The organism is Bradyrhizobium sp. SZCCT0231, assembly GCF_018130245.1.
Classification (GTDB): domain Bacteria; phylum Pseudomonadota; class Alphaproteobacteria; order Rhizobiales; family Xanthobacteraceae; genus Bradyrhizobium; species Bradyrhizobium japonicum_F.
The window spans coordinates 344,705-366,047 of record NZ_JAFCKP010000003.1 but is presented as its reverse complement, the minus strand read 5'-3'; the positions used below and the strand labels follow the sequence as shown (position 1 = coordinate 366,047).

Annotated in this window: 25 protein-coding genes; 3 read left to right on the top strand and 22 right to left on the bottom strand. The window is 65.5% G+C overall.

Features of this window, described 5'->3' with window-relative positions; all coding sequences use genetic code 11:
• Window position 1: 1 nt before the first annotated feature.
• The 8 genes from JQ566_RS12095 to JQ566_RS12060 are packed head-to-tail and all read right to left on the bottom strand — an operon-like array spanning window position 2 to window position 7,780.
• A complete protein-coding gene (locus JQ566_RS12095) occupies window positions 2–1,123 on the bottom strand; it encodes an NAD(P)/FAD-dependent oxidoreductase (RefSeq protein WP_212372452.1) in 1,122 nt (373 codons plus the stop codon).
• Window positions 1,120–2,538, bottom strand: a complete 1,419-nt coding sequence (locus tag JQ566_RS12090) for a (2Fe-2S)-binding protein (RefSeq protein WP_212372451.1) — start codon at window positions 2,536–2,538, stop codon at window positions 1,120–1,122. The genes JQ566_RS12095 and JQ566_RS12090 overlap by 4 nt, the downstream gene beginning before the upstream one ends.
• Entirely contained in the window at window positions 2,535–2,831 is a 297-nt protein-coding gene (locus JQ566_RS12085; protein ID WP_212298280.1) for a (2Fe-2S)-binding protein, read from the bottom strand. The genes JQ566_RS12090 and JQ566_RS12085 overlap by 4 nt, the downstream gene beginning before the upstream one ends.
• Window positions 2,832–2,861: 30 nt before the next feature.
• On the bottom strand, window positions 2,862–3,998 hold the full coding sequence (locus JQ566_RS12080; protein WP_212372450.1) for an NAD(P)/FAD-dependent oxidoreductase: 1,137 nt from the start codon (window positions 3,996–3,998) through the stop codon (window positions 2,862–2,864).
• An 8-nt stretch (window positions 3,999–4,006) separates the two neighbouring features.
• Window positions 4,007–4,813, bottom strand: coding sequence for an ABC transporter permease (locus JQ566_RS12075; protein WP_212372449.1), 807 nt, complete (start codon window positions 4,811–4,813; stop codon window positions 4,007–4,009).
• Window positions 4,810–5,685, bottom strand: a complete 876-nt coding sequence (locus JQ566_RS12070; protein ID WP_212372448.1) for an ABC transporter permease — start codon at window positions 5,683–5,685, stop codon at window positions 4,810–4,812. The genes JQ566_RS12075 and JQ566_RS12070 overlap by 4 nt, the downstream gene beginning before the upstream one ends.
• Complete coding sequence (locus JQ566_RS12065) at window positions 5,682–6,722, bottom strand: ABC transporter ATP-binding protein (RefSeq protein WP_212372447.1); 1,041 nt, start codon at window positions 6,720–6,722, stop codon at window positions 5,682–5,684. Before JQ566_RS12065 ends, JQ566_RS12070 begins: the two co-directional genes overlap by 4 nt.
• Window positions 6,723–6,745: 23 nt before the next feature.
• A complete protein-coding gene (locus JQ566_RS12060; RefSeq protein WP_212372446.1) occupies window positions 6,746–7,780 on the bottom strand; it encodes an ABC transporter substrate-binding protein in 1,035 nt (344 codons plus the stop codon).
• A 276-nt stretch (window positions 7,781–8,056) separates the two neighbouring features.
• Between JQ566_RS12060 and JQ566_RS12055 the strand changes: the two genes are divergently transcribed.
• Window positions 8,057–8,956 (top strand): LysR substrate-binding domain-containing protein, encoded by a 900-nt coding sequence (locus tag JQ566_RS12055; protein ID WP_212372445.1) that lies wholly within the window; start codon window positions 8,057–8,059, stop codon window positions 8,954–8,956.
• A gap of 137 nt (window positions 8,957–9,093) precedes the next feature.
• On the opposite strand, the gene JQ566_RS12050 is transcribed toward JQ566_RS12055, so the two are convergent.
• The 9 genes from JQ566_RS12050 to JQ566_RS12010 are packed head-to-tail and all read right to left on the bottom strand — an operon-like array spanning window position 9,094 to window position 17,880.
• Complete coding sequence (locus tag JQ566_RS12050) at window positions 9,094–10,467, bottom strand: amidohydrolase family protein (protein WP_212372444.1); 1,374 nt, start codon at window positions 10,465–10,467, stop codon at window positions 9,094–9,096.
• The gene (locus tag JQ566_RS12045; RefSeq protein ID WP_212372443.1) at window positions 10,464–12,047 is read right to left on the bottom strand and encodes an ABC transporter substrate-binding protein; all 1,584 of its coding nucleotides are present in this window, start codon (window positions 12,045–12,047) and stop codon (window positions 10,464–10,466) included. The genes JQ566_RS12050 and JQ566_RS12045 overlap by 4 nt, the downstream gene beginning before the upstream one ends.
• A gap of 22 nt (window positions 12,048–12,069) precedes the next feature.
• On the bottom strand, window positions 12,070–12,720 hold the full coding sequence (locus JQ566_RS12040) for an aspartate/glutamate racemase family protein (RefSeq protein WP_212372442.1): 651 nt from the start codon (window positions 12,718–12,720) through the stop codon (window positions 12,070–12,072).
• 8 nt (window positions 12,721–12,728) lie between these two features.
• Entirely contained in the window at window positions 12,729–13,613 is an 885-nt protein-coding gene (locus JQ566_RS12035; RefSeq protein WP_212372441.1) for a polysaccharide deacetylase family protein, read from the bottom strand.
• On the bottom strand, window positions 13,600–14,415 hold the full coding sequence (locus JQ566_RS12030; protein WP_212372440.1) for an ABC transporter substrate-binding protein: 816 nt from the start codon (window positions 14,413–14,415) through the stop codon (window positions 13,600–13,602). Before JQ566_RS12030 ends, JQ566_RS12035 begins: the two co-directional genes overlap by 14 nt.
• 15 nt (window positions 14,416–14,430) lie before the next feature.
• Window positions 14,431–15,195 (bottom strand): amino acid ABC transporter ATP-binding protein, encoded by a 765-nt coding sequence (locus JQ566_RS12025; protein WP_212372439.1) that lies wholly within the window; start codon window positions 15,193–15,195, stop codon window positions 14,431–14,433.
• A complete protein-coding gene (locus JQ566_RS12020; protein WP_212372438.1) occupies window positions 15,192–16,049 on the bottom strand; it encodes an amino acid ABC transporter permease in 858 nt (285 codons plus the stop codon). Before JQ566_RS12020 ends, JQ566_RS12025 begins: the two co-directional genes overlap by 4 nt.
• On the bottom strand, window positions 16,046–16,873 hold the full coding sequence (locus JQ566_RS12015; RefSeq protein WP_212372437.1) for an ABC transporter substrate-binding protein: 828 nt from the start codon (window positions 16,871–16,873) through the stop codon (window positions 16,046–16,048). The genes JQ566_RS12020 and JQ566_RS12015 overlap by 4 nt, the downstream gene beginning before the upstream one ends.
• A gap of 50 nt (window positions 16,874–16,923) precedes the next feature.
• Window positions 16,924–17,880: an N-carbamoyl-D-amino-acid hydrolase gene (locus JQ566_RS12010; RefSeq protein WP_212372436.1), complete on the bottom strand. Its 957-nt coding sequence runs from the start codon at window positions 17,878–17,880 to the stop codon at window positions 16,924–16,926.
• Window positions 17,881–18,031: 151 nt separating this feature from the next.
• Between JQ566_RS12010 and JQ566_RS12005 the strand changes: the two genes are divergently transcribed.
• Together JQ566_RS12005 and JQ566_RS12000 are read left to right on the top strand one after the other, a co-directional pair.
• Window positions 18,032–18,958 carry a LysR family transcriptional regulator gene (locus JQ566_RS12005; protein ID WP_212372435.1) on the top strand — a complete coding sequence of 309 codons (927 nt, stop codon included), beginning with the start codon at window positions 18,032–18,034 and terminating at the stop codon, window positions 18,956–18,958.
• A gap of 39 nt (window positions 18,959–18,997) precedes the next feature.
• Entirely contained in the window at window positions 18,998–19,702 is a 705-nt protein-coding gene (locus JQ566_RS12000) for a type 1 glutamine amidotransferase (RefSeq protein WP_212372434.1), read from the top strand.
• An 85-nt stretch (window positions 19,703–19,787) separates the two neighbouring features.
• Here the strand turns inward: JQ566_RS12000 and JQ566_RS11995 are convergent, their stop codons facing one another.
• The 5 genes from JQ566_RS11995 to JQ566_RS11980 form a co-directional block, all read right to left on the bottom strand.
• The gene (locus JQ566_RS11995; RefSeq protein WP_212372433.1) at window positions 19,788–20,255 is read right to left on the bottom strand and encodes a nuclear transport factor 2 family protein; all 468 of its coding nucleotides are present in this window, start codon (window positions 20,253–20,255) and stop codon (window positions 19,788–19,790) included.
• A 94-nt stretch (window positions 20,256–20,349) separates the two neighbouring features.
• A complete protein-coding gene (ybgC, locus tag JQ566_RS11990; RefSeq protein WP_212372432.1) occupies window positions 20,350–20,799 on the bottom strand; it encodes a tol-pal system-associated acyl-CoA thioesterase in 450 nt (149 codons plus the stop codon).
• On the bottom strand, window positions 20,796–20,903 hold the full coding sequence (locus JQ566_RS34845) for a hypothetical protein (RefSeq protein ID WP_283814338.1): 108 nt from the start codon (window positions 20,901–20,903) through the stop codon (window positions 20,796–20,798). Before JQ566_RS34845 ends, ybgC begins: the two co-directional genes overlap by 4 nt.
• A gap of 22 nt (window positions 20,904–20,925) precedes the next feature.
• Window positions 20,926–21,087: a type II toxin-antitoxin system RelE/ParE family toxin gene (locus JQ566_RS34840; RefSeq protein WP_349643319.1), complete on the bottom strand. Its 162-nt coding sequence runs from the start codon at window positions 21,085–21,087 to the stop codon at window positions 20,926–20,928.
• A gap of 8 nt (window positions 21,088–21,095) precedes the next feature.
• Window positions 21,096–21,305, bottom strand: coding sequence for a hypothetical protein (locus tag JQ566_RS11980; protein WP_212372431.1), 210 nt, complete (start codon window positions 21,303–21,305; stop codon window positions 21,096–21,098).
• Between the last annotated feature and the right edge of the window lie 38 nt (window positions 21,306–21,343).

Sequence of the window (21,343 nt, the reverse complement as noted above, 5' to 3'; positions counted from 1 at the left end):
CTTAGAGCGTGGAGGGATGGAAGCGGTCGATGCCGAGATCACTGATGCGGGTCTGGGTGCCGCCGTTGACGATCAGTTCCGCCATGACGGCGCCGGCGCCGGGGCCGAGCTGGAAGCCATGCAGCGAGAAGCCGAACTGGTGATAGAGTCCCCTGTGACGGGAGCTCGGCCCGAACACGGGGATGTCGTCCTTCATCTTGGCCTCGATGCCGGCCCAGGCGCGGACGATGGTCGCGCTGCGCATCACCGGGAACAGCTCGAACACGGTCTGCGCGCTGGTGGCAAGGCTCTTCCAGTCCAGCACCGTTTCGTTGCGGTCCTGATAGGGCGTCGCGAGATGGCCGCCACCGATCAGCACGGTGCCGTTCTTGAACTGCTTGAAGGACAGCTTTCGCCCGCGCAGGATCACGACGGGATCGATGAAGTGCGGCACGCGCGAGGTGATCATCAGCATCGGCGCCACGGTCTCGACCGGCACCGGCTCGCCGAGATCAGCCGCGATCCTGCCGGCCCAGGCGCCGGCGGCATTGACCAGCACCGGCGCGGCAAAGGTTTCATTGCCGACATCGACATGCCAGAGGCCGTCACGGTGCCGGATGTTGCCGGCGGCCACGCCTTCGCGCACGGTCGCACCTAGCTGCTCCGCCTTGCGCCGGAACGCCGTCGTCGTCTGCGCCGGGTTGGCCGCGCCGTCGCGGCGTGAGACCACGCCGCCGGGACAGGTCTCGGCCACCGCAGGCACCAACCGGCGCAATTCGGCAGCATCGATCAGCTCCTCATGGGTGAAGCCGAGCGCGTTGAGCTCGGCGACGCGGGCGCGGCAGACGGCGAGCTCATCCTCGTTCTCGGCAACCAGCACCTGGCCGTAGCTCTCGAAGCTGCAGTCGTCGTCGACGAGATCTGAAATCTTCTCCCAGATGCCCATCGAGCGGATCGAGAGCGGAATCTCGGGAATGTGCCGCGCGAGCTGGCGTACACCGCCGGCATTGACGCCGGAAGCGTGGCGGCCGGCATAGTCCTTCTCGATCAGCACCGGCTTCAGGCCGGCGAGGCACAGATGCAACGTGGTCGAGCATCCGTGGATGCCGCCGCCAATGACGATCGCATCCACGTTCTTGCTCATCCGCGCACCACGGCCTTGACGTCGGCTTCGCTCTTCGGAACGGCGGCGAGCTCGGCGAGCGTGATCGGCTTCACCGGCGCGCGCAGCCGGTAATAGCCGATCTCCTGCGGCGTCTTCCCGCGCGCCTGCGCCATCAGCTCGGTGACGGTGAGGCCGCAGAGCCGGCCCTGACATGGCCCCATGCCGGTGCGGCGATAGGCCTTGAGCTGGTTCGGCCCGGTCGCACCGATCGCGACGGAATCCAGAACGTCCTTCGCGGTCACCTCCTCGCAGCGGCAGACGATGGTGTCGCCCTTGGGAATGCGGAACTGCGGCGCGGGGCGGAACAGCGTGTCGAGGAACAGGCGGCCACGCTCGGCCTTGGCGAGATCGGCGCGGAGCGTTGCCATTGCGGGAAGTTTTGCGGCAGAAGCGGGCGCCAGTACCTCGACCGCTGCGCGCGCGGCAATGCGACCGCGCACCACGGCTGCATTGGCACCACCGATGCCCGCACCATCGCCGGCGATCGCGATGCCGGCGACCGACGAATTGCCGCTCGCGTCCAGCACCGGTGACCAGCACAATTGCAGATCATCCCAGCGATGCTCGATGCCGGCGGACATCGCCAGATTGACGTTGGGCACGACGCCCTGATGCAGCAGCAACAGGTCCGCAGCGATAGTCTCGCGCTTGCCGCCTGCGACATAGCTCACGCTGGCGAGCTGACCATCACCGGAGGCGGAGAGCTCGACGACGCCGGATACGACCTGCACCTTCGCCTTCACCTCGCGCATCATCGACAGGCCCTTGGCAAAATAGGGCGAGGTCAGGAACGCGAAGGCGTGCGGCAGCGCTGCGAAATAATTGCCGCGTTCGGTGGTGTCGAGGATGCGATCGATGCGGCCGCCAAGCCGCAGGATCTGCGCGGCGAGCAGCCAGAGCAGCGGCCCCTGCCCCGCGATCACCGTGCGCCCGTCGGGCACCAGCGCCGAGGATTTCAGCATGGTCTGCGCCGCGCCTGCGGTCATCACGCCCGGCAGCGTCCAGCCTGGAATCGGGAACGGCCGCTCCAGCGCACCGGTCGCCAGGATCACGCGCTTCGCCTTGACGAAGGCCGAGGCGCCGCCGATCGAGACGGCGATGTCGAGATTGCGGTCGAGGCTCCAGACGGTCGCACGCTGGATGACCTCCGCGTTGCTTGCGCACAGCGACTGCACGAGATCGGCACCGACCCAATAATCGGCGCCGAGCTGGTTGCGATCGGTCACGGGAGTCGAGGCGATGGCACGAAACACCTGACCACCCGGGCCGATGTTCTCGTCGAGCAGCAGCGTCGACAGGCCCGCCTCGGCGGAGGTCGCAGCGGCGGCGAGGCCCGCAGGCCCGGCACCGATCACCACGACGTCGTAATCGTCGCGCTTGGGAGCCACAGTCATTTTCCGATCTCCCGCTTGCCCTTCTGAATCTCGATCTGCATGCCTTCGGCGACGGGCACGAGGCAGCCTTGTCGATTGCCGACGCCATCGATGGTGACGAGACAGTCGAAGCACACGCCCATCATGCAATAGGGCAGACGCGGCGCGCCGCTCACTGCGGTGGAACGGCGTGCGTCCTGACCGGATGCCAATAGCGCGGCGGACACGGTGTCGCCCTGGCGCGCCGCGACGGCGACGCCGTCGACGAAGATCTGCACCTGTGGCCGCTTGTCCTGTTCGGATCGTCTAAACATGGGGTGCCTCTTGGCTCCTTCTCAGACTCTTCAATAGCCGCTGCTGTTGGCAGCGCCCGCGCCACCAAAACGGCTGGCCGAGAACGCACCGACCAGCTCCGGCTCGAGCGCGCCCTGCCCCACCATGCGCGCGATCTCGAAAGCATGGTTGGAGGCGAGCGTCACGCCGGAATGGCAGCAGGCGACGAAGGCGCCGGGATGCGTCTCCGACTGGTCGTAGATCGGAAAGCCGTCCTGCGGCATGACGCGAATGCCGGACCAGCTCCTGACCACGTTGAGCCGCGACAGATGCGGGAACATCCGCTGCGCCCGGTCGGCCATGACGCCGCTGATCGACGGCTTCAGCGTGCGATCGTCCAGCTCGTCCTCCTTGCTGTCGCCGATCATCACCGTACCCTCATCGGTCTGGCGGATCGTGGTCAGCGGATGCGGCAGGAACGGCATGGTGCGCTCGGTCACCACGACCTGGCCGCGGGTCGGCCCCATCGGCGCGTAAAGACCGACCATCGGTGCCAACGTCTGGTTGGCATTGCCCGCGGCGAGCACGATCTTGGCGGCACGCAGCTCGCCCTTGGGCGTCGTCAGGCGGAATTCACCGCCGCTCTTGCTGATCGCGGACACCGGCCGCTCCGGAAAATAATCGATGCCGAACGCCCTGAAGCCGGTGTGGAACGCGCGAAACGTGCGCAACGAATTGACATGGCCGTCGAGCGGACAATAGCTGCCGCCGGAAACCTCGGGCCCGATCAGCGGCAGCGCCTTCTTGACCTCGGAGGGCCGCAACATCTCCATCTTGTAGTCGGCCGCGCCGACCTGGTTGTGCATGCGCTTGACGAGCTCGGCGCGCTGGCCGAATTCGTCCTCGCCGAGAGTGAGATGAAAGCCGCCGTTCTGCTGCAGCGAGACATCGAGGCCGGTCTGCTGCTTCAGCTCGGAGGCAAGCCGGCCCCATGCCTGCGATGCCTGCACGGTCCACACCGTATAGGCGGGCATGCCGAGCCCCTTGCTCTGCACCCAGACCAGCGCAAAGTTCGCGCGCGAGGCGCGCTTGGTGATGTCGCCTTCGTCGAGCACGGCGACCTTCTTGCCGAGCCGGCCGAGGCCCCAGGCAATGGCGGAGCCGAGCAGTCCGCCGCCGACGACGGCGACGTCGTAGTCCGTTCGCATAGGTTCTCCTATCGTCCCGTATCGCCCTTGCCGGCGAGCACGCGGTCGAGCCCGTAGAAGCGGTCGAGCAGAATGAGGGCGGTCATGGTGATCGCGATCACGCAGGCCGAGACCGACGTCACCAGCGGATCGATGTTGTCCTGGATGTAAAGGAACATGCGCACCGGCAACGTCTCGGTGCCGGGTGCCGCGAGGAAGACGGTCATGGTGAGATCGTCAAAGGACTGGATGAAGGCGAGGGCCCAGCCGCTGATGACGCCGGGCAGGATCAGCGGCAGCGTCACACGGCGGAACAGCGTCCAGCCGACCGCACCGAGCGAGACAGCGGCCATTTCGACCGAGCGATCCATGCCGGTCGCAGCCGCCAGCGTCAGCCGCAGCGCGAACGGAAACACGATGATGACGTGCGCGATGATCAGCGCGGCGAAGCTGCCGCCGAGACCGGCCGAGGTGAAGAATCTCAGGAAGGCGATGCCGAGTACGACATGCGGGATCATCAGCGGCGACAGGAAGAGAGCCGCGAGCACATCGCGACCGCGGAAGCGATAGCGCGCGATTGCCAGCGCCGCAGGCACCGCGAACAGCAGTGCCACCAAGGACGAGAGCGCCCCGAGTCCAAGACTGACCCAGAAGGCGTGGATGAATTCGGGGTAGTTCGCGATGGTCCTGAACCAGCGCAACGAAAAGCCGTTGGTCGGCAGCGACAGAAAACCTTCGGGCGTGAAGGCAACGAGGCAGACGACCAGGATCGGCGCCACCATGACGATGACGAAGATGGTGTGGAAGATCAGCGCCAGCGAGCCGTTCCGTCTCATCGGAACACCTCCGCATAACGGCGCTCGATCAGCGCGTTGCTGCCGACGACGATCAGCACCAGCGCCACCAGCAGCAGCGTCGCGACGGCAGCACCGAGCGGCCAGTTCAGCGTGTTGAGGAATTCGTCATAAGCCAGCGTCGCCGCGACCTTGAGCCGGCGGCCGCCGATGATCGCGGGCGTCGCAAAGGCGCTGGCCGAGAGCGAGAACACGATGATCGCGCCCGACAGAACGCCCGGCATGATTTGCGGCATGATGATGCGGCGGATGATGGTGACGGGACCAGCGCCGAGCGACATCGCGGCATTCTCGATCTGCGGATCGAGCCGTTGGAGCGCGGCCCACACCGACAGCACCATGAACGGCATCATCACATGCGCGAGCGCGACGACCATGCCGGTTTCGGTGAACATGAAGGGAATGGGGGAGCGGATCGCGCCGAGCGACATCAGGAGCTTGTTGACGAGGCCGTTGTTGCCGCCGAACAGCAAGGCCCAGCCGAGCGTGCGCGCCACCACCGAGATCAAGAGCGGCCCGAGAATGACGAGCAGGAAGAAGCTCTTCCAGCGGCCGCTCATGCGGTTGAGGATGTAGGCTTCGGGCGCCCCTAACAGTGCGGTGAGCAGCGTTGTCAGGATCGCGATGCGGAAGGTCCGCCAGAACATCTCGGCGTAATACGGATCGGTGGCGATCTCGTGCCAGTTCTTGAGGATGAAGACCGGCTCGATGCCCTTGTACTGGCCCCAATCGTGGAACGACAGCATCACCGTCATCGCCAGCGGAATCAGCAGCACGCCGACGAACAGCATCAAGGCGGGCGCCGTCAGCGCCCACGGCGCACGGGCGTTTCGTTCGTCGGCGGCCATGCTCATGCGGAGGCTCCGCCGCGCACGCTCATGTCCTCCGGCCGCCACGTGAGACGTACTGCCTCGCCTTCGGCTGGCTGCGGCTTGCCATCGTTCTGACGGATCACGATGGCCGGACCACATTCGCTATCGCACTGAAACAGCCAGTGATTCCCCTGAAAGATGCGCGTGATAATCTTGGCGCTGAGCCCCGTATCACCAAAGCCGATTCGTTCAGGGCGAACACTCACTGTCACGGGTCCGCCGAGCCCGGCCGGCGCCGGCGCGCGCCAGGAGCCTGCCACCAACTGGGTAGGCGATACGACCCGGTCGATCATCCCGGGAAAATCATTTGTCTTGCCCAGGAACTGCGAGACGAAAGCCGAAGCGGGCTTCTCATATGTCTCTTGCGGCGTGCCGATCTGCTCGATCTTGCCCTGGCTCATCACCACGATGCGGTCGGACAGCGACATCGCCTCGTTCTGGTCGTGCGTGACCAGGATGGTGGTGGTGCCGATGGTGCGCTGGATCTGGCGCAGCTCGATCTGCATCTCCTCGCGCAGCTTGGCGTCGAGGTTCGACAGCGGTTCGTCGAGCAGCAGCACGCTCGGCTTGATCACAAGCGCGCGCGCCAGCGCCACGCGCTGCTGCTGGCCGCCGGACATGCGGCGCGGATGGCGGTCCTCGTAACCGGCGAGCCCCACCATCGCGAGCGCGGCGCGGACGCGCTCGGACCTTTCAGCGCGCGGCACGCCACGCATCTCGAGGCCGAAGGCGACATTCTCCGCCGCGGTCATGTGGGGAAACAGCGCGTAACTCTGGAACACGATGCCGAGGCCACGTTTCGCCGGATGGATCGCGGTCAGGTCCTTGCCCTCGAGGCGGATCGCGCCGCGCGTGGGATCGAGGAAGCCCGCGATCATCTGCAACGTCGTGGTCTTGCCGCAGCCGGACGGGCCGAGGAAGGAGATGAACTCCCCCTTCCCCACGGACAGGCTGAAGTCGTCGACGACGGTCTGGGCGCCGAACTGCTTGGCGACCCGATCGAGCTCGAGATAGGCCATGACGCTGTCTCCGCTGCGACCGGTCAGCGTTCGACCTCGCGATTCCAGCGCTTGGTCCACTCCTCGCGTTTCTCGTTGATGACGGTCCAGTCCGGATTGTAGAGCTTGGCCGCGCGCTCGCCGATCGGCGCCATCTTGCCGAGCTCCGGCGGGATCACCAGCGACTTCAGCACCGGGCCGTAACCGTAATCCTTGAGCATCACGAGCTGGATCTTCGGGTCGAGCAGCATCTTGACGAAGCTCGCCGCCAGCGGCGAAGCATTGGGCTTGTTGATCGGGCACGCCGTCGTCAGCAGCGTCGCCGCGCCTTCCTTGGGATAGACGAAGTCGACGGGGAAGCCGGTATTGGCGAAGCTCTGCACGCGGCCGGTGCCCCACACCGCGATCACGGCCTGGCCGGACTGAAACAGCTCGGTCATCTTGCCCGGCGACGGCTCATAGGCGAGCACGTTCGGATTGATCTGCTCCTTGAAGATCTTGAAGCTGGAATCGACATTGGTCTCGCCGCCGCCGTTCATCTTCGCCAGCATCACCAGCGCTTCGAGACCATAGGTGTTGTTGATCGGCGGGATCACGAGCTGCTTGGCGTATTTCGTGTCTTTCAGGTCGTTCCACGAGGTCGGCGGCGCCCAGCCTTTTTCCTTGAACACCTTGGTGTTGTACATCAGGCCGGTGGCGACGATGCCGATCGCGACCGCGCGATCGTCCTTGAAACGGGCGGTGTCGTAGAGATCGGCCGGCAGGCCGTCGAGCTTGCCGCAGAAGCCGAGCTGGATCGCCTGATACATCGGACCGTCGTCGACGATGGCGACATCGATCTGCTGATTGCCTTTCTGCGCCTGGAGTTTCGCCAGCGTATCGGTGGAATTGCCGGCAACGTATTCGACCTTGACGCCGTTCTCCTTCTCGAAGGCCGGGATCACCTCGTCGCGGATGGTCTTCTCGAACGAGCCGCCATAGCCGGCGACATAGAGCGTTTTCTGCTGGGCCGAGGCGACCGACGGGGCGGCAATGAGCGCTGCGATGCTGACCGCGGTCAGAAGGCGAAGAGTCTTCATATGGACCGATCTCCAATACCGGAATGAGGTGACGTGCCGACAAGTCTCGCTGGCTGGAGCGCGTTGCCGCATTTCCTTCCGCGCCAATCCGTTTCCGATCAGGGCTCCGGCCCCCATTCGGCGGGTTTTGGCGCGATCTGGAGGTTTGAACCCCTCCAATCTGCCGAAAAAGCGGGCTGTCTCCAGTCCTGATGAAAAAGATCGCAACCTATACTTCCATCGTCCAGTGAATAATGGCACCCTTTGCATGCCGAAATGTTATGGATGGAATTTGGAATGGCGCGGATCAATTCGCGGCAGGTTGAGGCCTTCCGGGCGACGATGCTGACCGGCAGCGTCACCGAGGCGGCGAAGCTGATGGTGGTGACGCAGCCGGCGGTGAGCCGGCTGCTGCGCGACCTCCAGGCGCTGCTCAAGATGGAGCTGTTCGAGCGCCGCGGCACCGGCCTTGTGCCGACCGCCGCGGCGATGGCGCTCTATACCGAGGTCGAGCGTTCCTTCGTCGGTCTCGAGCGCATCACCGCAGCGGCCGAGGAAATCCGCGGCCGCCGCACCGGCTCGCTGCGCATCGCCGCGTTGCCGGCGCTGGCGAACGGATACTTGCCGCGCCTTGCCGGAAATTTCCTGATGGAGCGGCCCAACCTCAACCTCGCCTTCTTCGGCGTGATCTCGCCGATCGTGGTCGACTGGGTCTTGAACAACCAATGCGACATCGGCTTTGCCGAGGTGCCGATCGCGCATTCCGGCCTGCCGAGCCAGCGGCTGCCGGCACTGGCGCGCGTCGCGGTGCTGCCGACCGGTCATCGCCTGGCCGAGAAGGAGGTGCTGGAGCCGCACGATTTCGAGGGCGAGACCTTCATCTCGCTGTCGGCGGGATCGTCGAGCCGGCATCTCGTCGACCAGGTCTTCCATCGCCACGATGTCCGCCGCGTGCTCAGGGTCGAGACCACGCTGTCGGAAATCATGTGCGGCATGGTGTCGTCAGGGCTTGGCGTCGCGATCTGCGATCCCTTCACGGCGCAGGAATTTGCAACGCGCGGCGTCGTCGTGCGCCGCTTCCTGCCGCGCATCGACTTCGAATTCTCCGCGGTGTTTCCGGCGCAGCGCAGCCCTTCGCCAGTTGCGCTAGACCTGGTCGAGACCATGCGCAAGGCGCTGGTGGAACTCGAGGATTAGGGCTTGGGTTTGAACAGTGCGGCTACAAGCTCGCTGCAACCTCTCCCGCTTGCGGGAGAGGTCGGCGCGTAGCGCCGGGAGAGGGCTGTCTCCCCACGGGGAGTGTCCCTACGAGGAGAGGGTGGCGCTTATGGCACTCAGCCGTTGAACGCCGCCCGCGCCTCCGGCAGATCCCAGATCTTGCCGATCGCGGCCGTGCCGGCCGCCGTGATCGCGGCTTCATCCGCGCCGAGATAGCGTCCCTCATCGACCAGCACGCGGCCGTCGACCATGACCTGGTCGATGTTGGCGCGGTTGGCGAGCGCGATCAGTGCGCGGCGCGGATCGAACAGCGGCTGCAGGTGCGGATGGGTGAGATCGACGACGGTGAGATCTGCAGTCGCGCCCGGCTCGACGCGGCCGAGATCCGGCCGCTTGATGACGTCGGCCGCGACCGCCGTGTTGGCCTCGATCAGCTCGGGCGAGTTCGCGACATCAGGGCGCGCCGAGGTGATCTTGGAGATCAACGATGCCGCATTGAGCTCGCCGAGCAGATCCATGTTGTAGCCGTCGGTGCCGATCACGGTGCGCACGCCGTGCGCGGCGAAGCGGCTGAAGGCCGCGGTGATGCCGGCGCGCGCGAACACGCGCGGGCAGTTCAGCACGGTCATGCCGCGGGAAGCCATCAGCTTGAGATCGTCATCGCTGCTGAACATGCAATGCGCCGCCATGAGATCGGGCGCGAGCAGGCCGAGCCAGTCCAGATATTGCGCCGGGGTACGGCCGCCATAGCGCTTGCCGATGGTCTCGACCTCGGCGCGGCTCTGCGCCATGTGCGTGGTGATGGGCACACCCAGCTCGCGCGCCCGCGTGGCGCAGGCCTTCAGGAGATCCGGGCCGCAGGTGTCGGTGGCATGCGGGCTCATCGCAAGACTGATGCGGCCGTCGCCGCGATTGTTCCAGCGCTGATAGAGCGCATCCCATGTCGCCATGTCGGCGGCGCCGTCATCGCCGGAATAGCGGACCACGCCGTCCGGGCCGGCCTTGGCGTCGGACGTGGAGAACAGATAGGGCGCGCCATAGAAGCGGATGCCCATCTCTTCCGCTGCGTCGAACATCTCGGGGATCGAGTTGCGGAACGGCTCCATCACCGTGGTGGCGCCGCCCTTGAGCAGTTGGAGGATGCCGAGCCGCGCGACCGCGAGCCGTTCTTCCGCCGACAGGATATCGGCGCCGCGCTTGGTGAGCGGCAGCAGCACCGTGTAGACGATGCTTTGATTATTCTTGCGGCCATTGCCGTCCTCGGTGTGGCTGCGCGCGACCGCCTCCGAGAAGCAGTGATTGTGCAGGTTCAACAGGCCCGGCAGGATGAACCGGCCGGGCCGGTCATAGACCGCATCGGCGCGCGGCCTGTCGCGCATGATCGCGGCGATCTTGTTGCCTTCGACCAGGACCCAGTGGTCGCGCAGCACATCCTGCGCGCCGTCTTTCCGTGACAGCACGTAGCTGCCGAAGATGGCTGTGGTGCTCATGCGGGTCGCACGTTCCAGAAGACGGCGGTGCCGTCGAGAATGCCGGTGATGGCCTTGCGATAGGCGGTCGGCTGCTTGTACAGGCCGATCGGAATATAGGGGATTTCCTCGAACGCGACTGCCTGGATCTCGCGGCAGATACGCTGCTGCTCGGCGAGCTCGGACGCCGCCAGCCATTGGCTGCGCAACGCGCCCATCTTCGTGCTCGCATACCAGCCGGCGACCTTGCCTTCGCCGCGGATGTTGGTGTTGCCGGCCGGGTTGAGCCAGTCGATGCCCTGCCAGTTGCCGACCGCCGCACTCCAGCCGCCCTGCCCGATCGGGTCCTTCTTCAGCTGGCGCTGCAACACCACGGCAAAATCGAGCCCGGCATATTCGACGTTCATGCCGGCCTTGCGCAATGAGTCGACCGCGATCTCGCCGAGCGGTTTCTGCGCCAGCGAGTTGGTGGGGACGAGCAGCACGATCTTCTCGCCATTGTAGCCGGCGGCCTTGAGGTCGGCCTTGACCTTGTCGTAGTTGCGCGGGCCGCGGAAGACGTCGAGGCCGACGTCGCTCGCCATCGGCGTGCCGGGTGCGAAATAGCCGATCGGCGAGACCTGGAAGGCGGGATCGACGCCGGCAACCGCGGTCATGAACGCGGACTGGTCGATCGCGCCCAGCAGCGCGCGGCGGATCGCGGGATTGTCGAACGGCGGCTGGAGGTGATTGAGGCGCAACATGCAGGCGTAGCCTCTGGGGTCGAGAACGCGGGTCTCGATGTCGCCGGCGGCCTTGATCACCGGGAGCAGATCATGCGGCGTGGTCTCCTGCCAGTCCTGCTCGCCGGTCTGGAGCGCGGCGACGCCGGTGCCGGCATCGGGCGTGGTGGTCCAGACCACGCGGTCGTAGTGCACGATCTTCGGCCCCGCGGTCCAATCCGGCTTGCCGTCGGTGCGCGGCTGGTAGCGCTCGAACTTGGCATAGGCGTTGCGCGCGCCCTGCACGCGCTCGTCGGCGAGATAGCGGAACGGACCGCTGCCGATGACCTCGGTGAGCGGCTTGAACGGATCCTGGCTCGCCAGCCTCTCCGGCATCATGAAGCAGGCATTGATCGCGGCCTTGCCGAGCGCGTGCGGCAGCAACGGGAACGGACGCTTGAGGCGAAAGCGGATGGTGCGGTCGTCGGCGGCCGAGAGCTCGGCCGTCGCCTCCAGCAGCTCGCCGCCAAAGCCGTCGCGCGCGGCCCAGCGGCGGATGCTGGCGACGCAGTCGCGGGCGAGAACGCGCTCGCCGTCGTGCCAGAACAGGCCTTCGCGAAGTGTAAGGTCCCACTGCAGCTGGTCGCCGGAGATGGCGTGGCCCGACAGCATCTGCGGCGAGACCTGGAGCGAGGAGCTCATGCCGTAGAGCGTGTCGTAGACCATGAAGCCGTGGTTTCGCGACACCTGCGCGGTCGAATAGATGGGATCGACGAAGGCGAGATCGATGACCGGGATGAAGCGCAGCGTGGATTGGGATTCAGCACGGACGATGCCCGGCAGCGACAACGCCGGGAGCGCTGCGCCAGCCTTGAGGAGCGAACGGCGGGAGATGGACATGACGAGAGGCTCCTGAAGGATATTACGTGTTCAACAAAACCGCGCCGATGGCCGCAGCCACCGCCTGTTGCGCCGGCTCGACCACCGGCACGCCGATCGCCTCCGCGATGGCCGCGCGGTGCGACGCCATGCCGGCGCAGCCCATCACCACGACATCGGCGCGGCATTGCGTGACCAACGCGCGGCCGGCGTCGATCAAGCGGCCGCGGATGTCTGCGCCCGCCGTCTCCGCCGCGCTGGCGCCGACCGACCAGCTTCCGGCATAGCGACCATCGACGCCCATCACTCGCACCATGCGCTGCTGGCGGCGGATGCTCGACGGCGACAGTGCGATCACGCCGAAGCGCTCGCCCAGCATCAGCGCGCGGAAGATGCCGCATTCGGCAATGCCCATGACCGGGCGTCCACCGGCGGCCTCGCGCACGGCATGCAGGCCGGGATCGCTGAAGCAGGCGAGCACGAACGCATCCGCATCGTCGCGCGACACGCGGTTCACCAGCGGCATGACGACGCTGTCGGCATCGCGCTGCGAGCTGATGCTCGGCGGCCCTTCGGCAAGGCCGACCACCTCGACGTCAGGCCCGCCGGCGATCCGCAGCGGCGCCACCGCGTCGTCGATCGCCGCCGTCACCGACGCCGAGGAGTTGGGGTTGATGACGAGGATGCGAGTCATGGTGCTGCTCAGCGATTACCGGCCTCGTGGCGCAGAAAGTTTTCCGCGATCTTCTCGCCCGTGGCGATCCAGACGTCGGGGCACGACTTCGCGTAGGTGAGAAACTCGCGCAGCAGGCGCAGCCGCATCGGACGGCCGCTGCATTGCGGATGCAGCACCGTCGTCACCATCGCGCCCCAGTCGCGGACTTCGTCCAGCTCGTCCTTCCACAGCGAAAGCACATGCTCCCTCGGGAAGATCGAGCGCGGGCTGAAGCGTGCTGACAGGCCGTGCATCCAGTCGTCATAGCTCGCGGTGACCGGCAGCTCGATCGTGCCGGGCTTGCCGTCGGCGAGACGATGGCGATAGGGCCTGACGTCGTCGCGGAACGAGGACGTATAGACGATGCCATGCCGCACCAGCGCGACGCGCAGCTCCTCGGTGAACTCGCCGTAAGGCGCGCGATAGCCGGTCGGCTTGACGCCGAGCCGGCGCTTCAGCGCCTCGAAGCCGCGCTCCAGCTCGTCCTCGATCCAGGGATCGCCGGGATCTGGCAAGAGATGGTGATAACCATGATGGCCGATCTCGTGGCCGGCCTTCAGGATGGATTCGGCCATCGCCGGATGCGCGTCGACCGACCATCCCGTGACGAAGAACGTCGCCTTGAGATCGAGCTGGTCGAGCAGCTCAAGCAGCTTCGGCGTGCCGACGCGCGCCTCATAGCCGCCATAGCTCATGGTGATGAGCCGCTGCGCATGACCTGCGTCCTTGCTGGTCCAGGCGCTCTCGGCGTCCACGTCGAAGGACAGGAACATCGCGGATGTGTACGGCTTCGGCCAGGGATAGTCAGGCGCGGGATCCGCGGTGTTGGCCGGAACCAGCGGGATGCTCTGGAGTGCCTTACTGTCCAGCATTGATGGTCGCCTTCTCGATTGCGTTGTCGCTCAATTTCCACTTCGCCAGCAGGGTCTTGTAAGTGCCGTCGGCGATCAGCGCATCGACGGCCTCCAGCATCGCCTGATGCAGCACCTTTTCCTTCACCGGCAGGGCAATGCCGGTGAATTGCTGCGCAAGGGTCTGGCCGACCGGCACATAGGTGCCGGGCTCCTGATCCATGATGTAGGGCAGCGTCTCGTCACCCTGCACGGCGGCATCGATACGTCCCTGCCTGAGCTGGGTGCGGGCATCCGCCGAACCGTCGGTGCCGACGAACTGAATCGGATTGCTGCCGCAGTTCTTCTCGCTCCAGGCCGCGATCTGGGCCGGGAACATGGTGCGGCGGCTGGCGCCGACCTTCTTGCCGCAGAGCGCGACAGCCTCCTTGAACTCCGCGGCGCGCGACTGCTGAACGAAGAAGCGCGGACCGCTGCGAAGATAGTCGACGAAGGTCGCGGTCTCATGCCGGCTCGCATAGTCGGTGAAGCCCGACAGGATCGCGTCCGCCCGCCCCGTCGCGATCGACGGCATGAACTCGGCGAAACTGGTCTCCTGCCATTCGATCTTGACGCCGAGCTTGCGGCCGATCGCCTCACCGAACTCGACATCGAAGCCGGACAGCGCGTTGGTGGCGGGATCGCGGAATTCCATCGGCGGATAGTTCGGTACCAGCGCCACCTTGAGACTGCCACGCTTGACGATCTCAGGTGGCAGCTCGATCGCCATCACCGATACGTTCATGGCGCCCAGGAACGCCGCCGCAACCAAAAGTCTCTTCATCACCACGCCCCCATGTCAGATCACTGCCGAAAGAAATGCCTTGGTGCGCTCCTCGCGCGGCGCACCCAGAACGTCCGAGGCGCGCCCCTGCTCGACGATCGCGCCCTGGTCCATGTAGACGACGCGGTCGGCGACCTCGCGCGCAAAGCCGAGCTCGTGCGTCACCACCATCATGGTCATGCCGCTTCGCGCCAGCTCCTTCATGACCGCGAGCACCTCGCCGACGAGCTCGGGATCGAGTGCGCTGGTGGGCTCGTCGAACAGCATCAACATCGGCTTCATGGCGAGCGCCCGCGCGATGGCGACGCGCTGCTGCTGGCCGCCGGAGAGCTGCGCAGGATACCAGTCCGCCTTGGCCGACAAGCCGACGCGACGGAGCAGCTCGAGCGCTTCAGTGCGCACCTCATCTAGCTTGCGCCCCTGCACTTGGGTCGGACCTTCCGTGATGTTCTCCAGCGCAGTCTTGTGCGGAAACAGGTTGAAGCGCTGGAACACCATGCCGGTCTTCAGCCGCTGCCGCCCGATCTCCCGTTCGCTGAGTCGATGGAGCCGTCCGCCGTGCTCGCGCACGCCCAGCAGCTCGCCGTCGAGCCAGATGCCGCCGGCATCGATCGTGGCGAGCTGGTTGATGCAGCGGAGCAGCGTGGTCTTGCCCGAGCCGGAGGCACCGATCAGGCACATCACCTCGCCGGGCCGAACGTCGAGCGAGACGTTCTTGAGAGCCTGGAACTCTCCAAAGTTCTTGCTGACGGAGCGGATCGCGACGAGGGGTTTTGTCATCGCGCCAGCCGCAATGTGCCGCGTGCAAAGCGGCGTTCGAGCAGCATCTGGAGCGGCGTCAGGATCGAGACCACGAGCAGGTACCAGAGCCCCGCGACAATGAGCAGCTCGATGACGCGGGAGTTGGCGTAGTAGATGTTCTCGGCATTATGCAGCAGTTCGGGATACTGGATCACGCTCGCGAGCGAAGTCGCCTTCACCATGCTGATGAACTCGTTGCCGAGTGGCGGGATCACCACGCGCATCGCCTGCGGCAGCACGATCCGGCGCAGCGCGCGCAGCCGTCCCATGCCGATCGCCTGCGCCGCCTCGTACTGTCCGATGTCGACCGACAGCATGCCGGCACGCATCACTTCCGAGGTGTAGGCGCCCTGGTTGATGCCGAGCCCGAGCAATGCGGCGAGGAACGGCGTCATGACGTCGACGGCGCGCGCGCTCCACAGGCCGGGAATGCCGATGGTCGGAAACACCAGTGCGAGGTTGAACCACAGCAGCAATTGCAGGATCAGCGGGGTGCCACGGAACAGCCAGGTGTAGCCGGCGGCCACCGATTTCAGCACTGGATTGGGCGACAGCCGCATGATCGCGACGACGATGCCGAGAAAGATGCCGAGCGCCATCGCCAGCACCGCCATCACCATGGTGTTGACGATGCCTTCGAGGATGACCTTTGCGGTCAGGAAGCGGCCGACATAGGACCATTCGATCTGGCCGTTCGCAAAGGCGCGCGCGATCGCCGCCAGCACGAGGACGATCAGGCCCGCACTGATCCAGCGAAACCAGTGCGGCTCGCGCGCGATCCGCAGGCCCGACAGATCGGGAAATCCCTCCGCGAGTGCCGGCGCCGGCTTCATTGCGGCGCCGCGTTCAGCATGGGCTGGGCCACCGCGTTGGCGCCGAGACCCCATTTGTCGAGGATGGCCTTGTACGAGCCGTCGGCGATCATCGCCGCGAGCTTCTCCGTCACCACCTCGCGCAAGGCCGCATCGTCCTTGCGGAACATGATGCCCTGATAGCCTTTTGCAAAGGGTTCGCCGACCACGCGGTATTTGCCGGGCTCCTGCGTCTGCGCATAGGGCAGCGTCTCGCTGCCCTGCACGGCGGCGTCGATGCGGCCCTGCTTGAGCTGGTTGCGCACGTCGATCGAGTTCTCGCCCGGAACGTACTGGATCGCGGGCTTGCCGGCCGGCTCGCAATTCTGCTTGCTCCACTTCTCGATCTCGACCGGGAAGCTGGTGCTGCGGGTGGTGCCGACCTTCTTGCCGCAGAGATCGCTCGCGTCCTTGGCCGCGTTGTCCGCCATCACGAAGAACTGCGGACCGGTCGCGAGGTAATCGACGAAATCTGCAGTCTCGCGCCGCGAGGCGCGATCGGAGATGCCGGAGATGATGAAGTCGGCGCGCTTGGTCTGGAGCGCGGGGATCAGCTCGGCGAACGGCGTCTCGCTCCAGACGATCTTGAGGCCGCCCAGCCGCTTGGCGAGCTCGTTTGCAAGATCGATGTCGAGCCCGACCAGCTCGTTGCTCGCGGGATCGCGATATTCCATCGGCGCGTAAGTGGAGTTGACCGTGAGTTTTAGCGCGCCAGTCTGCTTGATCTCCGCCGGAAGCTCGGCGGCTCGCGCGCAGGTCACCGCAGCCAGCGTAGCAACAGCGAGAGAAAATGAGAGGCGCGTCATGTCAGCTCCTTTGCCCATGTCAGCTCCTTTGCCAGCGCCGTGCCACCTGCTCAGTCGGCGTCGAGAACGGCCGGCTCGATCACGCCGGCGCGTTCGGTGATCACCCTGTATTGCTCCGGCCGCCGGTGGGCGGCGAAGTTGAACATCTTGTCCTTGCCCTGGCGGCAGAGATCGAGATCGATGTCGGCGACGATCACCTCGTCAGCCAGTGTCTGCGCCTGTGCGACGATGCGCCCGTTGGGATCGACGATGCAGGAGCCGCCGATCAGCCCGGAGCCATCCTCCTCGCCCGCCTTCGCCACCGAGATCGCCCAGGTCGCGTTCATGTAGGCGTTGGCCTGCGTCACCAGCGTCGAGTGGAAGGTGCGCAAGGCTCCATCTTCCGTCGTGCCGCCATTGGGATCGTAGGCCGCCGAATTGTAGCCGATGCAGACGAGCTCGACGCCTTGCAGACCGAGCACGCGCCAGGATTCCGGCCAGCGGCGATCGTTGCAGATCATCATGCCCATGATGGCATGGGCCCAGGACGAGCCGGTGCGGAAGGCGGGAAAGCCGAGGTCGCCATATTCGAAATAGCGTTTCTCGAGCTGCTGGTAGCGCGCGCCCGGCCGCGGCTCGACCGAGCCCGGCAGGTGCACCTTGCGATAGCGGCCGAGGATCTCGCCGTCGCGATCGACCAGGATCGCGCAATTGTAGCGGCGGCCGTCCGGCGTCAGCTCGGCATAGCCGACATAGAAGCCGACGCGGAGCGCACGTGCGCGGTCGAACAGCTTTGCCACCGCCGGGTTCGGCATGCTGCGCTCGAAATACCGGTCGAGCGCCTCGCCCTCGAGCAGCCAGCGCGGAAAGAAGGTGGTGAAGGCAAGTTCGGGAAACACCACGAGGCTCGCGCCACGGCCCGCCGCCTCCTCCAGCATGTCGAGCATCCGCGCCAGCGTATGCTCGCGCGTATCGGCTTTTTGCGTCGGCCCCATCTGAGCGGCGGCGGCGCGAAGGACACGAACCAAGACTGCCTCCAATCTGTGCGCAGTGCTGCCTCAATGGGCGAATGAACCCTTTGATGCGACGCGCAAATCCGCTGCCATTACGCTGAAGCGGTGCTGCAAAATCAATTCGCTTTGCTATGATGTTTTGGCCCTGAGTATAATCGGCAGTGATATGAACCTGCGTCAGCTCGAGATCCTGCGTGCCGTCATCCGCCACCGCACCACGGTGGCGGCGGCGGACGAACTGGCGCTGTCGCAGCCCGCGGTCAGCAATGCGCTGAAGACGATGGAAGCGCAGGCGGGCTTCGCGCTGTTCGAGCGCGTCAACAACCGGCTGTTTCCGACCGCCGAAGCGATGGCGCTCTACAAGGAGAGCGAGGCGATCTTCGCGCTGCACGCCAAGCTCGAGAACCGCGTGCGCGATCTGCGCGAGAACCGCTCCGGGCATCTCGCCATCGTGGCGACGCCGCCGCTCGCCTACAGCATCATTCCCTCGGCGCTGTCAGGGTTCCTGCGCTGCCGCCCGGAGACGCGCATGTTCTTCGACGTGCGCCGCTACGAGGGCATCATCGAGGGTGTGCTGAGCCGCGTCGCCGAGCTCGGCTTCGCGCTCGGGCTGACGCATCATCCCGGCATCGCGCATGAGGTGGTGCATACCGGCGAGATGGTGTGCGTGCTGCCGCCGCAGCATCCGCTCGCCGAACGGCCGGTGATCTCGGCCGCTGATCTCTCCGGCCTGCCCTTCATCGGGCTCGAGCGCGGTACGCGGCTGGGCGAAGCCGTGCGCGACAGCTTTGCCCGGGCCGGCGCGCCATTCCAGCCGACGGTCGAGGTGCGCTACTGCAACACGGCCTGCGTGCTCGCGGCTGCCGGCGTCGGCGCCGCGGTGGTCGATCCCTTCTCGCCGCGGCAGAACGGCGGCAGCGGCCTCGTCGTCCGTCCGTTCACACCGACGACGCAGGCGGTCGCCTATATGCTATGGTCGGAAGCCGAGCCGCTGTCGCGTCTGGCCAAGGCCTTTCTCAACGAGGTCCGCAAGGAAAGCGCGCTGCTGGAGCGCACAGCGCCGCACCAGCAACATGGTGCAGAAAGCAGCTGAGCTTGCGACCGCACGCGTAACCTTTCGGCTGGGAGGCACATGGCACGCATCACGATCATCGAGACTGGGCTCGTTCCTCAAAAATATCGCGAGCGCCACGGCTCGTTTCCGGACATGTTCGAACGGATGATCCGCACCGAGGACCCCACAGCCACGGTCGACGTCGTCAGCATCCCGAATGGCGATGCGCTCCCCGACCCGCGCAAGCTGGAGGCCGTCCTGATTACCGGCGCCGCCGCCGGCGTCTATGACGAAGTGGACTGGATGGTGCCGCTGGAGGACTTTGTCCGCAAAGCCTACACCAACAAGACACCGATGGTCGGCGTCTGCTTCGGCCATCAGCTGATCGCGCAGGCGCTCGGCGGCACCGTGCGCAAGTCCGAGAAGGGCTGGGGCATCGGCCGCCACGTCTATCAGGTGCTGCCGGAGAATGGAGTCGTCGAAGGCGACGCGGTCGCGATCGCCGCCTCACATCAGGACCAGGTGATCGAGCCGCCAAACGACGCGCTGACGATCCTCTCCTCCGACTTCACCCCGCATGCCGGCCTGCTCTACGCCAACGGCACGACGCTGACAGTGCAGCCGCATCCGGAATTCGACGTGGCGTTTGCGCAAGTGTGTTGCGATCTGCGCGACGGCAAGGTGCCGGAGGATGCCGTTGCCACAGCAAGGGCGTCGCTGGCGGAGCCGATGGACAGCGCGAAGCTCGGCGGCGCGATCACGCGGTTTCTGGCGAGGCGGTGATCTCACCTCGCCCCGCTTGCGGGGAGAGGTCGGATTGCGCCCCGACCCTCTCTCCGTAAGAACGGGGAGAGGGAGAGGAAGCAGTTCAGAACGGCTCACTTCCCAACCCCGGCACATCGGCCGGCCGCGGGCCCGGCGCCGCCCAGTGAAGCCGGCGGTCCTTCTCCGCAATCGCGATGTCGTTGATCGAGGCCTCGCGCCGCTTCATCAGGCCGTGCTCGTCGAACTCCCACTGCTCGTTGCCGTAGGAGCGATACCACTGGCCGCCAGCATCGTGCCATTCGTACTGGAAGCGCACGGCGATGCGGTTGCCGTCGAAGGCCCAGAGGTCCTTGATCAGCCGGTAGTCCTGCTCCTTCTCCCATTTGCGGGTGAGGAAGGCGACGATGGCCTCGCGGCCCTGAAAAACGTCCGAACGATTGCGCCAGCGGCTGTCCTCGGTATAGGCGAGCGAGACCCGCACCGGATCGCGTGAATTCCAGGCGTCCTCGGCCATGCGGGCCTTTTGCGCTGCGGTCTCGCGGGTGAAGGGTGGAAGCGGCGGGCGCGACATGATGGCCTCATCGGTTGATCGGGGCCGCGAATTTATCGCCGCAGCTGGCGGAGTCGATAGGCCATCACAAATCAGGCGATCACTTATCGGGTGATCACGAAATCAAATCGGCTTTCATCAGAGTGCGGATCGACTTCGGGATAGGCTGGGCGCGACCGCCGCTGATGAAGGCAACACGGACCTCGGCTTTCACCAGCACGTCGTCGCCGCGCCGCACCTCCTGCGCCAGCATGATGGAGGCCCCCTTCACCGCGATCGGCCAGGTCACAACATCGAGCACGTCGTCCATTCTCGCGGGCTTCAGAAAGTCCAGATGCATCGAGCGCACCACGAAGGCGAAGCCGGCACCTTCCGTCTCGGTCTCCTCGAACAGCGCCTGCTGCTCGGCGCCCATCAGCCTGAGATGATTGGTGCGCCCGCGCTCCATGTAGCGCAGGTAATTGGCGTGATAGACGATGCCGGAAAAATCCGTGTCCTCGTAGTAGACGCGGACCTGCATGTGGTGGCGGCCGTCGCGGATCTCGCCGTCGAGATGGGCTGTCATTTCGAAAACTCTCGCTTCATGTCTCGACGTCCATCCAGCACCCGCACAATGACGATGCGATCCGTCTGGACGACGTAAAAGGCAACATAACCATCAATCGACAAGCCCCGAAGCGTTTCCCTCAACTCACTCCGATCCGGCCCCAGAAACGGGAATTTTTTGTAGCTCGTCGAACCGCTCCGAGAATCGTGCAGCCAATCGATCTGCTGCAGCCGGACTGCGCTCGGCGAGATATGAATGGATGTCAAGTAGGTCTGTGCGAGCGCGCAAGGACAGAACAACCTGCACGCCACCTCCTACCGTTTGGTCCGAGTTAGCTTGAGAAACTCGTCGAGGTCCCACGGGACCACGCGCCCAGCGTCTACGTCCGCCATCCCTTCGTCGATCGCGTCTTTGAGTGCTCGAAACTTCCTGGCTTGGGACAACAGATAATCAGCCGCCGACTCCTGCATGTCCTCAGGCAACAGCTCAAGTGCTTCGACAGCTTTCTCGATGGCAGAACTCATGCCATCAATATAGCGCAGCCTTTGGCGGGTGCCCAGAT

What these genes read in the sequence shown, in the direction of transcription:
- JQ566_RS12095 (WP_212372452.1), bottom strand. Translation starts at nt 1,123, where the DNA reads ATGAGCAAGAACGTGGATGCGATCGTCATTGGCGGCGGCATCCACGGA.
- JQ566_RS12020 (WP_212372438.1), bottom strand. Translation starts at nt 16,049, where the DNA reads ATGAAGCCGGCGCCGGCACTCGCGGAGGGATTTCCCGATCTGTCGGGC.
- JQ566_RS12065 (WP_212372447.1), bottom strand. Translation starts at nt 6,722, where the DNA reads ATGGCCTATCTCGAGCTCGATCGGGTCGCCAAGCAGTTCGGCGCCCAG.
- JQ566_RS12070 (WP_212372448.1), bottom strand. Translation starts at nt 5,685, where the DNA reads ATGAGCATGGCCGCCGACGAACGAAACGCCCGTGCGCCGTGGGCGCTG.
- JQ566_RS12005 (WP_212372435.1), top strand. Translation starts at nt 18,032, where the DNA reads ATGAACCTGCGTCAGCTCGAGATCCTGCGTGCCGTCATCCGCCACCGC.
- JQ566_RS12060 (WP_212372446.1), bottom strand. Translation starts at nt 7,780, where the DNA reads ATGAAGACTCTTCGCCTTCTGACCGCGGTCAGCATCGCAGCGCTCATT.
- JQ566_RS12050 (WP_212372444.1), bottom strand. Translation starts at nt 10,467, where the DNA reads ATGAGCACCACAGCCATCTTCGGCAGCTACGTGCTGTCACGGAAAGAC.
- JQ566_RS12085 (WP_212298280.1), bottom strand. Translation starts at nt 2,831, where the DNA reads ATGTTTAGACGATCCGAACAGGACAAGCGGCCACAGGTGCAGATCTTC.
- JQ566_RS12000 (WP_212372434.1), top strand. Translation starts at nt 18,998, where the DNA reads ATGGCACGCATCACGATCATCGAGACTGGGCTCGTTCCTCAAAAATAT.
- JQ566_RS12075 (WP_212372449.1), bottom strand. Translation starts at nt 4,813, where the DNA reads ATGAGACGGAACGGCTCGCTGGCGCTGATCTTCCACACCATCTTCGTC.
- ybgC (WP_212372432.1), bottom strand. Translation starts at nt 20,799, where the DNA reads ATGACAGCCCATCTCGACGGCGAGATCCGCGACGGCCGCCACCACATG.
- JQ566_RS12025 (WP_212372439.1), bottom strand. Translation starts at nt 15,195, where the DNA reads ATGACAAAACCCCTCGTCGCGATCCGCTCCGTCAGCAAGAACTTTGGA.
- JQ566_RS11980 (WP_212372431.1), bottom strand. Translation starts at nt 21,305, where the DNA reads ATGAGTTCTGCCATCGAGAAAGCTGTCGAAGCACTTGAGCTGTTGCCT.
- JQ566_RS12045 (WP_212372443.1), bottom strand. Translation starts at nt 12,047, where the DNA reads ATGTCCATCTCCCGCCGTTCGCTCCTCAAGGCTGGCGCAGCGCTCCCG.
- JQ566_RS12015 (WP_212372437.1), bottom strand. Translation starts at nt 16,873, where the DNA reads ATGACGCGCCTCTCATTTTCTCTCGCTGTTGCTACGCTGGCTGCGGTG.
- JQ566_RS12040 (WP_212372442.1), bottom strand. Translation starts at nt 12,720, where the DNA reads ATGACTCGCATCCTCGTCATCAACCCCAACTCCTCGGCGTCGGTGACG.
- JQ566_RS12030 (WP_212372440.1), bottom strand. Translation starts at nt 14,415, where the DNA reads ATGAAGAGACTTTTGGTTGCGGCGGCGTTCCTGGGCGCCATGAACGTA.
- JQ566_RS11995 (WP_212372433.1), bottom strand. Translation starts at nt 20,255, where the DNA reads ATGTCGCGCCCGCCGCTTCCACCCTTCACCCGCGAGACCGCAGCGCAA.
- JQ566_RS12035 (WP_212372441.1), bottom strand. Translation starts at nt 13,613, where the DNA reads ATGCTGGACAGTAAGGCACTCCAGAGCATCCCGCTGGTTCCGGCCAAC.
- JQ566_RS12090 (WP_212372451.1), bottom strand. Translation starts at nt 2,538, where the DNA reads ATGACTGTGGCTCCCAAGCGCGACGATTACGACGTCGTGGTGATCGGT.
- JQ566_RS12080 (WP_212372450.1), bottom strand. Translation starts at nt 3,998, where the DNA reads ATGCGAACGGACTACGACGTCGCCGTCGTCGGCGGCGGACTGCTCGGC.
- JQ566_RS12055 (WP_212372445.1), top strand. Translation starts at nt 8,057, where the DNA reads ATGGCGCGGATCAATTCGCGGCAGGTTGAGGCCTTCCGGGCGACGATG.